This is a genomic window from Citrobacter sp. S-77 (genome assembly GCF_963864895.1).
In the GTDB taxonomy this organism is placed as follows: Bacteria; Pseudomonadota; Gammaproteobacteria; order Enterobacterales; family Enterobacteriaceae; genus Citrobacter; species Citrobacter murliniae.
Genome location: NZ_CAWLWU010000002.1, coordinates 2,499,162 through 2,512,300 on the forward strand (window position 1 = coordinate 2,499,162; position 13,139 = coordinate 2,512,300).

At 51.9% G+C, this 13,139-nt stretch carries 12 protein-coding genes and 1 other annotated feature; of the genes, 6 read left to right on the top strand and 6 right to left on the bottom strand.

What is annotated here, in order from left to right; translation table 11 throughout:
* Positions 1–52: 52 nt before the first annotated feature.
* Complete coding sequence (gene cysB / locus AACS05_RS12485) at positions 53–1,027, bottom strand: HTH-type transcriptional regulator CysB (RefSeq protein WP_045443507.1); 975 nt, start codon at positions 1,025–1,027, stop codon at positions 53–55.
* 209 nt (positions 1,028–1,236) lie between these two features.
* Entirely contained in the window at positions 1,237–3,834 is a 2,598-nt protein-coding gene (gene topA, locus AACS05_RS12490; RefSeq protein ID WP_045443510.1) for a type I DNA topoisomerase, read from the bottom strand.
* Between the two features lie 399 nt (positions 3,835–4,233).
* Here topA and AACS05_RS12495 point away from each other — a divergent pair, with 399 nt between their 5' ends.
* Complete coding sequence (locus tag AACS05_RS12495) at positions 4,234–4,485, top strand: YciN family protein (RefSeq protein ID WP_003020616.1); 252 nt, start codon at positions 4,234–4,236, stop codon at positions 4,483–4,485.
* 52 nt (positions 4,486–4,537) lie between these two features.
* Here AACS05_RS12495 and sohB read toward each other — a convergent pair whose 3' ends face one another.
* Positions 4,538–5,584: a protease SohB gene (gene sohB, locus AACS05_RS12500; RefSeq protein WP_045443515.1), complete on the bottom strand. Its 1,047-nt coding sequence runs from the start codon at positions 5,582–5,584 to the stop codon at positions 4,538–4,540.
* A gap of 222 nt (positions 5,585–5,806) precedes the next feature.
* Between sohB and AACS05_RS12505 the strand changes: the two genes are divergently transcribed.
* Both AACS05_RS12505 and cobO read left to right on the top strand, forming a co-directional pair.
* Positions 5,807–6,568, top strand: a complete 762-nt coding sequence (locus tag AACS05_RS12505; RefSeq protein WP_045443519.1) for a YciK family oxidoreductase — start codon at positions 5,807–5,809, stop codon at positions 6,566–6,568.
* Positions 6,565–7,155: a cob(I)yrinic acid a,c-diamide adenosyltransferase gene (cobO, locus tag AACS05_RS12510; protein WP_045443521.1), complete on the top strand. Its 591-nt coding sequence runs from the start codon at positions 6,565–6,567 to the stop codon at positions 7,153–7,155. The genes AACS05_RS12505 and cobO overlap by 4 nt, the downstream gene beginning before the upstream one ends.
* Before the next feature lie 80 nt (positions 7,156–7,235).
* On the opposite strand, the gene rluB is transcribed toward cobO, so the two are convergent.
* The 3 genes from rluB to rnm form a co-directional block, all read right to left on the bottom strand.
* Positions 7,236–8,111: a 23S rRNA pseudouridine(2605) synthase RluB gene (rluB, locus tag AACS05_RS12515; protein ID WP_045443524.1), complete on the bottom strand. Its 876-nt coding sequence runs from the start codon at positions 8,109–8,111 to the stop codon at positions 7,236–7,238.
* A 100-nt stretch (positions 8,112–8,211) separates the two neighbouring features.
* Positions 8,212–8,832, bottom strand: a complete 621-nt coding sequence (locus AACS05_RS12520; RefSeq protein WP_045443527.1) for an L-threonylcarbamoyladenylate synthase — start codon at positions 8,830–8,832, stop codon at positions 8,212–8,214.
* Positions 8,829–9,707: an RNase RNM gene (rnm, locus tag AACS05_RS12525; protein ID WP_045443530.1), complete on the bottom strand. Its 879-nt coding sequence runs from the start codon at positions 9,705–9,707 to the stop codon at positions 8,829–8,831. The genes AACS05_RS12520 and rnm overlap by 4 nt, the downstream gene beginning before the upstream one ends.
* Positions 9,708–9,842: 135 nt before the next feature.
* Between rnm and trpL the strand changes: the two genes are divergently transcribed.
* From trpL to trpD, 3 genes are all read left to right on the top strand, one after another.
* Complete coding sequence (gene trpL, locus AACS05_RS12530; protein WP_012905981.1) at positions 9,843–9,887, top strand: trp operon leader peptide; 45 nt, start codon at positions 9,843–9,845, stop codon at positions 9,885–9,887.
* Positions 9,864–9,958, top strand: a sequence feature (Trp leader region). It overlaps the preceding gene by 24 nt.
* A 23-nt stretch (positions 9,959–9,981) precedes the next feature.
* Positions 9,982–11,544 carry an anthranilate synthase component 1 gene (locus AACS05_RS12535; RefSeq protein WP_045443532.1) on the top strand — a complete coding sequence of 521 codons (1,563 nt, stop codon included), beginning with the start codon at positions 9,982–9,984 and terminating at the stop codon, positions 11,542–11,544.
* Positions 11,544–13,139 carry a bifunctional anthranilate synthase glutamate amidotransferase component TrpG/anthranilate phosphoribosyltransferase TrpD gene (gene trpD, locus AACS05_RS12540; RefSeq protein ID WP_045443535.1) on the top strand — a complete coding sequence of 532 codons (1,596 nt, stop codon included), beginning with the start codon at positions 11,544–11,546 and terminating at the stop codon, positions 13,137–13,139. Before AACS05_RS12535 ends, trpD begins: the two co-directional genes overlap by 1 nt.

Consider the following 13,139-nt stretch of genomic DNA (forward strand, 5'->3'; position numbering starts at 1 on the left):
TCCCAGCGGTATCGCTATGCGCTTAGCGATACCGTTGAGGTAACATCCGTTATTATTTCTCTGGCAATTTAATATCTTTAAACATGGCTTCAATATCATCGTTAGAACGCAATGCAACCGCTGTATCGACCACATCGCGGGTCAAATGTGGCGCAAAACGCTGAATAAAATCATACATATAACTGCGTAAGAACGTGCTGCGACGAAAACCGATTTTAGTCGTGCTATGGCTGAATACATCATGCGCATCGACACGTACCAGGTCAGGATCGGACACAGGATCGACCGCCATGCTGGCGATAACACCCACACCCAGCCCCAGTCTTACATAAGTTTTGATCACATCGGCATCGGTCGCGGTAAAAACAATGCGTGGCTCCAGACCTGCTCTGTTAAACGCCGTATCAAGCTCCGAACGACCGGTAAAACCAAAGGTGTAGGTTACCAGCGGGTATTGCGCCAGTTCTTCAATAGAAACCGATGATTTACCCGCCAGTGGGTGATCCGGCGTGACGACGATCGAACGATTCCAGTGGTAACACGGTAACATAACCAGATCGTCGTACAGGTGCAGCGCTTCCGTCGCAATGGCAAAATCCGCATTACCTTTCGAAACGGCTTCAGCAATTTGCGTCGGCGACCCCTGATGCATATGCAAAGACACACGTGGATACCGCTCAATAAAGCCTTTAATCACGTTTGGCAAGGCGTAACGCGCCTGGGTGTGCGTCGTGGCAATGTACAGGGAACCTTTATCCGGCCAGGTATGTTCACCGGCAACGGACTTAATGGCATCCACTTTAGACAGAACTTCTCGAGCAATACGGATGACTTCCTGCCCTGCCGGAGTCACCTGCGTCAGGTGCTTGCCGCTACGGGCAAAAATCTGGATGCCAAGCTCATCTTCCAGCATACGAACTTGCTTACTAATACCAGGCTGAGAGGTATAGAGTCCTTCGGCCGTTGAGGAAACATTAAGGTTGTGGTTAACCACCTCAACAATGTAGCGAAGCTGCTGTAATTTCATGTTAAACCATCCAGATTAGCGCCATCAGATCATCGTTTGAGAGCAGGCAGTGTCGCGCTGCTAATACGATTTAATAATAAAAAACTTATTAACTATAACCACTATATCATTTAAATTTGAGCTGTATAGAGATGACAAAAAATAATAACCCTTCAATAAAAAAGGGCCGCTTTCGCGACCCTTTCAGGAGAAATCCAGCTGACAGGTTGTTATTTCTTACCTTCCACCCATTTTCCGTCAACGAAAAACGCCGACCATCCGGTCGCTTTACCGTCTTTCTCAGCGGCAACATACTGCTGCTTAGTTTTACGGCTAAAACGTACCATCGCTTTGTTACCGTCTGGATCAGTCTGCGGTGCATCAGCAAGGTAACGCAGTTTCTCCGGCAGACGATCGCGGAAGCGGTACAGCTCTTCCACTAACGGTGCGCGAGTCTCACGTGATTTCGGGAACGTATTGGCGGCCAGGAAGATACCAGCTGCGCCGTCACGTAACACAAAATACGCGTCCGATTTTTCGCAAGGCAGCTCCGGTAACGGAACGGGATCTTCTTTCGGCGGGGCCACTTCACCGTTACGCAGGATCTTACGGGTGTTTTTACACTCGTCATTAGTACAAGCCATGTACTTACCAAAACGCCCCATTTTCAGGTGCATTTCAGAGCCACACTTCTCACACTCAACGATCGGACCGTCATAACCCTTGATACGGAACTCGCCCTCTTCGATTTCGTAACCGTCGCAAGTAGGATTATTACCACATACATGCAGTTTACGTTTTGGATCGATGAGATAGCTGTCCATCGCCGTGCCACACTTCTGACAGCGACGTTTCGCACGTAAGGCGTTGGTCTCTGCATCGTCGCCTTCCAGCACGTTCAACACTTCGTTTTCTGGCACCAGGTTAATGGTGGTTTTGCAACGTTCTTTCGGCGAAAGTGCGTAACCGGAACAGCCCAGGAAGACACCGGTACTGGCGGTACGAATACCCATCTTACGGCTACAGGTCGGGCAGTCTATGCTGGTCAGTACCATCTGGTTAGGACGCATGCCGCCCTCTTCAGGATCTTTCTCGGCTTTATCCAGTTGCTGAGTAAAATCACTGAAGAAGTTGTCAAGCACACCCTTCCATTCGGCTTCGTGGTTAGCCACCTGGTCGAGACTGTTTTCCATCTGTGCGGTGAAATCGTAATTCATCAGTTCGCGGAAGTTTTCTTCCAGACGATCGGTGACGATTTCGCCCATTTTTTCAGCGTAGAAACGACGGTTCTCAACCCGAACATAGCCGCGATCCTGGATCGTAGAAATGATCGACGCATAGGTGGATGGACGACCAATCCCGCGTTTTTCCAGTTCCTTAACCAGTGACGCTTCACTGAAACGTGCTGGCGGTTTGGTAAAGTGTTGCGCTGGCGTCAGTTCGATTAACGTCAGCTCGTCGCCTTTGTCCACTGCAGGTAAAATACGATCTTCATCGCCCTTACGCAGTGCTGGCATAACTTTAGTCCAGCCATCAAAGCGCAGAATACGTCCACGCGCTTTCAGGCGGAAATCACCTGCGCCCACGGTCAGCGTGGTGGAGTCATATTTAGCCGGTGTCATCTGACAGGCAACAAACTGGCGCCAGATCAGCTGATACAGTTTTTGCGCGTCAGCTTCCATATCTTTCAGCGATTCCGCCTGCACGGCGACATCAGAAGGACGGATTGCTTCGTGCGCTTCCTGTGAGTTCTCTTTACTTGCGTACTGGTTCGCACTCTCCGGCAGATATTTTTTGCCAAAATTGTCGCTGATATAATCACGAACCATAGATACAGCATCCTGGCTCAAATTCGTTGAGTCAGTACGCATATAGGTGATGTAGCCTGCTTCATACAAGCGCTGCGCCATCATCATGGTTTTCTTCACGCCGAAGCCCAAACGCGTGCTGGCAGCCTGCTGTAGCGTGGAGGTGATGAACGGCGCACCAGGTTTACTGCTGGTTGGCTTATCTTCACGTTCCAGTACGCTATAACGCGCTTTCTCCAACAAACTTACTGCGGCAAGCGTCTGTTCGCGGTTAACCGGGCGGAACGGTTTATCGTTCTGATGCGTCACTTCCAGCGGCAATGCATCGCCGGATGGCGTGGTGGTATTAGCATCAATTTCCCAGAACTCTTCTGGCACGAATGCCTTGATTTCGCGTTCACGCTCAACGACCAGCCGCACGGCTACCGACTGTACGCGACCGGCAGACAGGCCACGCGCAATCTTTTTCCACAGCAGCGGTGAAACCATATAGCCCACGACACGGTCCATAAAGCGGCGTGCCTGTTGCGCATTAACACGATCAATGTTCAGTTCGCCCGGTTTTTCAAACGCCTGACGAATCGCATTTTTGGTGATTTCGTTAAACACCACGCGACTATAGCGGGTGTCATCGCCCCCGATCACTTCCCGCAGGTGCCATGCAATGGCTTCCCCTTCGCGGTCAAGGTCGGTTGCGAGATAGATGTGGTCGGCCTTTTCAGCCAGTTGTTTCAGTTCAGAAACAACCTTCTCTTTACCAGGCAGCACTTCATAGCGCGCATCCCAGTTGTGCCACGGGTCAACACCCATACGATTGACGAGAGCGCCACGTTCATCCTTTTTGGGCTTTTTAGCCGTTTTGGTGGAGGTTGAGTCGGCGCTCTTTTTAGTTGCTGAGCCACTGGTCGGCAAATCACGGATATGACCGACGCTGGATTTAACCACGTAGTCATTACCCAGATACTTGTTGATCGTTTTGGCTTTTGCCGGGGACTCAACGATGACAAGAGCTTTACCCATATTCACCTTTACCTAATTTGATTCTTCCAGGAATACGCCGCGCGTTGATTCACCTTCCACTGGCGACGAGACATCGATATGGTCTCTGCGTCGGCGGATATCAACCCTTGTACTGATTGCGCGTTCGTAATGTAACTCTCATGTAACTGAGTTAACAGGATTTTTTGCACGAAAACGCTATAGCACGACGGAATGTTGGTCGAATGTCAAGCAAATCTGTTGCCAGATTGACGAAAGCGTCACACTGTACCTGATAAAATGCGTTACGCAACTTTATTAGCATGCAAAAACAAATCTCGCCAGTAACGACACTGTCGTAAAACCACCGTTTTTGTCAGGGAATATTTGCCCAAAAGCCGGGCTCGGCGTAGACTAATGTCCTTGTTTAAGGAGTAAATAATGCATAAAGACACTCAACCCATCGATCGCGAAACACTGCTGATTGAAGCCAACAAAATCATTCGTGAGCATGAGGACACGCTGGCGGGGATTGTCGCCACTGGAGTCACGCAGCGTAATGGTGTGCTGGTTTTCAGCGGAGATTACTTTTTAGACGAGCAAGGGCTACCGACGCCCAAAAGTACAGCTGTGTTTAATATGTTTAAACATCTGGCGCACGTACTTTCTGAGAAGTATCACCTGATCGATTAAAAGCAAAACGCGAGGCACAGGCCTCGCGTTTTCATTTGTATAGTCTTAAAGCTTACATCAGTGGTTTTTGCCCACGCTGCCACCAACGCAGCAATATGCGATCGGCACTTTCAGCCGCACTACCGGTGAAGCGGTCCATCAGCTTTTTACGCTGCATATAGCGAACGTTAAGCACCTCACGACCGTCCATCAGGCTCAGGATCACCTCGTCGCTGGTATTCACCTCATCCACCAGCCCATTTTCCAGCGCCTGTTGTCCAAACCAGTGCTCCCCGGTGGCAACCTGTTCAATATCCAACGTCGGACGCATGCGATGAACAAAATCTTTAAACAACTGATGGGTTTCGTTCAGATCTTCGCGGAACTTCTGTCGCCCTTCTTCCGTATTTTCACCGAGCAACGTCAGCGTCCGTTTGTACTGTCCGGCAGTATGTAGCTCAATATCAATGTCTTTGCCTTTCAGAAAACGGTTAAAGTTAGGGATCTGCGCAACAACCCCAATTGAGCCGACAATGGCAAACGGCGCTGAGACAATTTTATCCGCCACGCAGGCCATCATATATCCGCCGCTGGCCGCAACTTTATCCACCGTTACCGTCAACGGGATCTGCTTATCGCGCAGACGCTGTAACTGTGATGCAGCCAGTCCATAACCATGAACCACACCGCCAGGACTTTCCAGACGAACAACCACCTGATCCTGAGGTTTTACTACCGCGAGTACCGCCGTGACCTCTTCGCGTAACGCACTGACTTCGTGGGCATCCATACTACCTTTAAAATCGAGCACCCAGACGCGGGGTTTGTCTGATGATGCACTTTCCCCCAGCTTCGCTTTTGCTTTGGCAGCTTTCGCTTCCAGCTTGTGCTTTTTTTTCTGCGCTTTATGCCACAGTTTTTGCTGATGACCGTCCAACAGGGCCATCGACAGATCCTCTTTCATCTCTTTATATTGCTCACTGAGATTGATGACCCGTAATTCCCCACGCTGACGTTTGCGTTGAGTAGCATTCACAATCAGCATGACAATAACCGCAATTGCCACCACGACAGTGATGATTTTTGCCAAAAACAGCCCATATTCAGACAACAATTCCACGTATCCCACCTTGGTTTAACAACGCTACTTTTGCTCAGTGTACAACAGGCGTGTTTGCTCGTCTTGCTTCATCCATTCGGCAGCAGAATCAGCAAAAAGCATGACAAAGTGTTCATTTTGCGGTGTTATTACCTTTGGCTGATTGAAAAATAGCAGGGTTTAAGGCATAAAGCCGACAAGTTATAGCGAACGGGATGGCCAGAGCGTCGCCGAGGAGTAGCCGTGCATTACCAACCTAAACAAGATCTGTTACACGATCGCATTATTCTGGTCACCGGTGCCAGTGATGGCATCGGACGTGAAGCCGCACTAACCTACGCGCGCTACGGTGCGACCGTTATTCTGCTGGGTCGCAACGAAGATAAACTGCGCCAGGTCGCCCATGCAATTTCCGCTGAAAGTAGCTCTACAGCACTGTGGTTTACGCTGGATCTGCTGACCTGCACTTCTGAAGAGTGTCACCAACTGGCGCAGCGTATCGCCACGCATTATCCACGCCTGGATGGCGTTCTGCACAATGCCGGATTACTGGGCGATATCTGCCCTATGAGTGAGCAAAATCCACAGGTCTGGCAGGATGTGATGCAGGTTAACGTGAATGCCACTTTTATGCTGACTCAGGCACTGTTACCTTTATTACTCCAGTCTGATTCCGGGTCGCTGGTGTTTACGTCTTCTAGTGTCGGTCGCCAGGGACGAGCCAACTGGGGAGCATATGCTACCTCCAAGTTTGCTACTGAAGGAATGATGCAGGTTCTGGCAGATGAGTACCAGAACCGCCATCTGCGTGTTAACTGTATCAATCCCGGCGGTACACGTACCAGCATGCGAGCCAGCGCATTCCCGACAGAAGATCCGCTAAAATTAAAAACACCCGCCGATATTATGCCGCTCTACCTGTGGCTGATGGGCGACGACAGCCGCCGTAAAACCGGTATGACCTTCGACGCCCAACCGGGCCGTAAACCAGGAATAGCCCAATGAGTGAAGAACGCTATCAGCAGCGCCAACAACGCGTAAAAGAGCGGGTTGACGCACGCGTTGCCGCAGCCAGTGATGAACGCGGAATTATTATTGTCTTTACTGGCAACGGTAAGGGGAAAACCACCGCTGCGTTTGGTACCGCCACGCGTGCAGTCGGTCATGGAAAAAAAGTCGGCGTAGTACAATTCATTAAAGGCACGTGGCCGAACGGTGAAAGAAACTTACTGGAACCCCACGGCGTGGAGTTTCAGGTAATGGCGACAGGATTTACCTGGGAAACCCAAAACCGTGAATCAGACACTACCGCCTGTCTTGCCGTGTGGGAACATGGTAAACGCATGCTGGCCGATCCTGAGCTGGATATGGTCGTACTGGATGAACTGACGTATATGGTGGCATATGACTATTTGCCGCTTGAAGAGGTTCTCAACGCCTTAAATACCCGCCCTTCGCATCAGACGGTCATTATTACCGGCCGTGGATGTCATCGCGATATTCTGGAGTTAGCGGATACGGTCAGCGAGCTGCGCCCGGTTAAGCACGCCTTTGAAGCGGGCGTGAAAGCCCAGATGGGGATCGATTACTAACAGTAGGCCGGATACGCTTACGCCGCATCCGGCTCCACGCTAACGCCTGATGGCGCGTTGCTTATCAGGCCTACTCATGATTAACCGTTGTTGCTACGACCACCCGGACGACGACTGCTGCCGACCTGGGTGTGGCGCTTAACCGCACGGCGGATCTGGTTCGCTTTCATACGACGTCGATCTTTCTCAACAGCGACTTTCGATGAGGTTTCCGGCTTTAACTCCACCAGCTCACGCAAATAGTTTGTCTGCGCCAGGTCCAGCTCGGTCCAGCCACCACGTGGCAAACCTTTTGGCAGCGGGATATCGCCATAACGCACGCGGATCAAACGACTAACCTGTACGCCTACAGCTTCCCACAAGCGACGCACTTCGCGGTTACGCCCTTCAGTCAACGTAACGTTATACCACTGGTTAATCCCTTCACCACCGCTGAATTTGATCGTTTTAAATGCTGCCGGACCATCTTCCAGTTGCACGCCACGACTCAGATCACGCAGTTTTGCATCATCAACCTGGCCGAACACGCGCACCGCGTATTCACGTTCAACTTCGCGGCTTGGGTGCATCAGACGGTTCGCCAGCTCACCATCGGTGGTAAACAGCAGTAAACCACAGGTATTCACATCCAGACGACCAACTGCAATCCAGCGCGCATCGCGCAGTTTTGGCAAACGGTCAAAAACGGTCGGGCGACCTTCCGGGTCATTACGGGTACACAGTTCACCTTCCGGCTTGTAATACGCCAGAACGCGACAGATTTGCTCCGCAGATTCTTTCACCGAAATCAGATGACCATCGATACGGATTTTCAGACCAGGCGTCACTTCAACGCGATCGCCGAGCGTGGCGATTTTGCCATCAACGCTCACGCGACCCGCTGCAATAATGGATTCAATTTCACGGCGAGAACCGTGGCCAGCGCGCGCCAGCACTTTTTGTAACTTTTCGCTCATAGAGCTTCCTTTAGGTGTCGCCTTCACAGGCGTCGAACAGGAGAATCAACGGCGCCAGTCAGCGCCATTTTAAGGCCGCGTAGTATACCGAGTTGCGCCCTTATAAGAAAGGTTTAACGTCGCCGACGCCTTCACGCAATACCACCGGAGAATCATCGGTTAAATCGATAACCGTTGTCGGCTGCTGCCCGAGATAACCGCCGTGGATAATCAAATCAACCAGCTTCTCCAGACGATCTTTGATCTCTTCCGGATCGGACTCGGTAAATTCACTGCCCGGCAACATCAGCGACGTGGAGAGCATTGGCTCACCCAGCGCCTCCAGCAGCGCCAGCGCGATTGGATTTGATGGTACGCGCAGGCCGATAGTTTTGCGTTTTTCCTGCAGCAGTCGGCGCGGCACCTCTTTTGTCCCTTTCAGGATGAACGTGTAGTTGCCTGGCGTATTGTTTTTAATCAAACGAAAGGCAACGTTATCCACAAAAGAATAGGTCGACAGCTCGGACAGATCGCGGCACATCAGCGTAAAATTGTGCCCATCAGGCAGATGACGGATACGACAAATGCGCTCCATGGCACTTTTATCTTCAATTTTACAGCCTAACGCATAGCCGGAATCGGTTGGATAAACAATCACCCCACCTTTACGCACAATCTCAACGGCCTGGTTGATCAGTCGCTGTTGTGGGTTATCAGGATGAATATAAAAAAACTGGCTCATACTTTCCTCTCTGTAGTCTCGGGCTGTTCCCAAAGATGCCAAACGCCTTCAACGCCTGCGGGCAACCAGAGTTTACGACCCAATTCAATCCACGGGCATGGCTGATGAAAATCAGACCCTTGTGATGCCCACAACTGATGCTGGCGTGCTAACGTTGCCAGATGGGTACGCTCATTGGGAGACTGTTGACACTGCGCGACTTCCATCGCGTCACCGTGATGTTCAGCAAAATGTGCAACCAGTCTTTTCAGCCACTTAGCGCTAAGATCGTACCGGCCAGGATGAGCCAGCACCGCCTTACCGCCAGAATGATGAATGACATCAATAGCTTGTTCTATTGTACACCACTGCGGCGGAACGTAACCGGTTTTCCCGCGGGCAAGATATTTTTTAAATACATCGGCCATAGTGGTGGCTTTTCCACACTCCACCAGGAAACGCGCAAAATGCCCCCGCGTGACAGCTCCGCCATCAGCCAGACGCAACGCCCCTTCCCATGCTCCCGGAATATGGGCTTTATCCAGTCGTTCAGCAATCAATCGCGCTCGCTGCTGACGACGCTCCGTTTGTTCTGCCAGGAATTCACGCATCATGGGGTGTGCAATATCAATATTCAGACCCACAATATGAATCTCATGATTCTCCCAGACTGTTGAAATTTCAACGCCAGAGATCAGGTTTAACGCTAAACCCGAACGTGAAATTTCTTCTCTTGCCGCCGCAATAGCTGCCGTGGTGTCATGATCGGTGATCGCCAGTGTACCGACTCGCATCTCTACCGCACGGTGTACCAACGCTTCTGGCGTCAATCGTCCGTCGGACGCCGTTGTATGACTGTGCAGGTCGTAAATCACTGCGTAATTCGTGTCGCTCAAGGCGGCTCCCGTTTCTATAAATGTCGTATCACGCTCATCATAGCGGTTCCGACAAATTTACTGAAATCAGGTGTTGACTTTATTCCATCGAACTAGTTAACTAGTACGCAAGTTCACATGAAGAAGGTATCTGAGATGAAAGCAACATTTGTACTGCATGGTTGGTGGCGCACTTCCTGATTTCGGGCAGTGTCTTACGTCTGCAATATGCAACCAGATACCAGGCCCGCTAAATGAGCGGGCTTTTTTTTGAACAAAATTAATGAGAATAACGATGCAAACACAAAAACCGACACTTGAACTGCTGGCCTGTGATGCCGCCTATCGTGAGAATCCGACAGCATTGTTCCATCAGGTCTGCGGCGCTCGCCCGGCGACGTTGTTGCTGGAGTCTGCCGATATCGACAGCAAAAATGATCTGAAAAGCCTGCTGCTGGTCGACAGCGCGTTGCGTATTACCGCTTTAGGTGACACCGTCACCATTCAGGCGTTATCTGCTAACGGTGCATCGCTGCTCCCTCTGTTGGATGCCACCCTGCCCGCAGGTGTTGACAATGAGAAACAGCCAAACGCCCGCCAGTTGCGTTTTCCGGCCGTAAGCCCATTGCTGGATGAAGATGCCCGCTTATGTTCGCTTTCCGTTTTTGATGCTTTTCGTTTATTGCAGGAACTGGTCAACGTTCCGGCGCAAGAGCGTGAGGCGATGTTCTTCGGCGGTCTGTTTTCCTACGATTTAGTCGCCGGATTTGAAGATTTACCTCAGCTTGAAGCGGGTAACCGTTGCCCTGACTACTGCTTCTACCTGGCTGAAACACTGATGGTCATCGACCACCAGAAAAAAAGCACTCGTATCCAGGCCAGCGTATTTACCCCCAGTGAAGAGGAAAAACGCCGTCTGAATGCGCGTCTGGCACAGCTGAGCCAGCAGTTAACCGAACCTGCGCCGCCGCTACCGGTCACGGATGTACCAGACATGCGCTGCGAGTGCAATCAGAGCGACGAAGAGTTCGGTGCAGTCGTACGTAGCTTGCAAAAAGCCATTCGTGCAGGCGAAATTTTCCAGGTGGTCCCTTCCCGCCGTTTTTCGCTTCCTTGTCCGTCACCACTGGCCGCTTACTATGTGCTGAAGAAGAGCAATCCCAGCCCGTACATGTTTTTCATGCAGGATAATGATTTCACACTGTTCGGTGCATCTCCGGAAAGTTCACTGAAATACGATGCCACCAGCCGCCAGATTGAGATCTACCCGATTGCCGGGACCCGCCCTCGCGGTCGTCGTGCAGACGGAACGCTGGATCGCGATCTCGACAGTCGTATTGAACTGGAGATGCGCACCGATCACAAAGAACTTTCTGAGCACCTGATGTTGGTGGACCTTGCACGTAACGACCTGGCACGAATCTGTACACCGGGCAGCCGCTACGTTGCAGATCTGACCAAAGTTGACCGCTATTCATTTGTTATGCACCTGGTCTCCCGCGTCGTGGGCGAACTGCGTAACGATTTAGATGTCCTGCATGCTTACCGCGCCTGTATGAACATGGGTACGCTGAGCGGTGCGCCAAAAGTTCGCGCCATGCAGCTTATCGCGGAAGCGGAAGGTCGCCGCCGCGGTAGCTATGGCGGAGCAGTAGGCTATTTCACTGCCCATGGCGATCTGGACACCTGCATTGTGATCCGCTCCGCGCTGGTGGAAGACGGCATTGCCACCGTACAGGCCGGTGCCGGGATTGTTCTGGATTCTGTTCCGCAGTCTGAAGCCGATGAAACTCGTAATAAAGCACGTGCGGTTCTGCGTGCTATCGCTACCGCGCACCATGCACAGGAGACATTCTAATGGCTGATATTCTGCTGCTCGATAACATCGACTCTTTCACCTATAACCTGGCAGATCAGCTGCGTACTAACGGTCATAACGTCGTCATTTACCGTAACCATATTCCGGCACAGACGTTAATTGACCGGTTAGCGACTATGAAAAACCCGGTACTGATGCTCTCGCCAGGCCCCGGTGCGCCAAGCGAAGCAGGCTGTATGCCGGAGCTGTTAACCCGTCTGCGCGGTAAGCTGCCGATCATCGGCATTTGTCTGGGACATCAGGCGATTGTCGAAGCCTACGGTGGATATGTGGGTCAGGCTGGTGAAATTTTGCACGGCAAAGCCTCCAGCATTGAGCATGACGGCCAGGCTATGTTCGCAGGTCTGGCGAATCCGCTGCCGGTAGCGCGCTATCACTCGCTGGTAGGCAGTAACGTTCCAGCCGGACTGACCATTAACGCCCACTTTAACGGCATGGTGATGGCGGTGCGCCATGACACCGATCGCGTGTGCGGTTTCCAGTTCCATCCTGAGTCGATTCTCACCACCCAGGGCGCACGTTTACTGGAACAAACGCTGGCCTGGGCGCAACAGAAGCTGGAACAAACCAACATCCTGCAGCCAATTCTGGAGAAACTGTACCAGGCTCAAACGCTCACACAACAGGAGAGCCACCAGCTGTTTTCCGCCGTAGTACGTGGTGAACTGAAGCCCGAACAACTGGCCGCTGCGCTGGTGAGTATGAAAGTGCGTGGTGAGCATCCAAATGAAATCGCTGGTGCAGCCACCGCTCTGCTGGAAAATGCCGCACCGTTCCCGCGTCCGGACTATCTGTTCGCCGATATCGTTGGTACCGGCGGCGACGGCAGCAACAGTATCAATATTTCCACCGCCAGCGCGTTCGTCGCCGCAGCCTGTGGGTTAAAAGTAGCTAAACACGGTAACCGTAGCGTATCCAGTAAGTCTGGATCCTCGGATCTGCTGGCGGCATTTGGCATAAATCTGGATATGAACGCCGATAAATCCCGGCTGGCGCTCGATGAACTGGGCGTCTGCTTTCTGTTTGCGCCGAAGTACCACACCGGTTTTCGTCACGCAATGCCGGTCCGCCAGCAGCTAAAAACCCGCACGCTGTTTAACGTACTTGGGCCGCTGATTAACCCGGCGCATCCGCCGCTGGCGCTGATCGGTGTCTACAGTCCGGAACTGGTACTGCCGATTGCCGAAACGCTGCGCGTACTGGGATATCAGCGTGCGGCCGTGGTTCATAGCGGCGGAATGGATGAAGTTTCACTGCATGCACCAACCATCGTAGCTGAGCTGCATGATGGCGAAATCAAGAGTTATCAGCTGACAGCGGATGACTTTGGCCTGACGCCATACCATCAGGAACAGCTGGCAGGCGGCACCCCGGAAGAAAACCGTGACATTCTCAGTCGCTTGTTACAAGGTAAAGGTGAAGCCGCTCACGAGGCTGCTGTTGCCGCGAATGTCGCCATGTTAATGCGCCTGCACGGTGAAGAAGATTTAAAAGCCAATGCGCAAACTGTGATTAACGTACTGCGCAGCGGAGCGGCTTATGACCGTGTCACTGCACTGGCAGCAAGAGGGTAA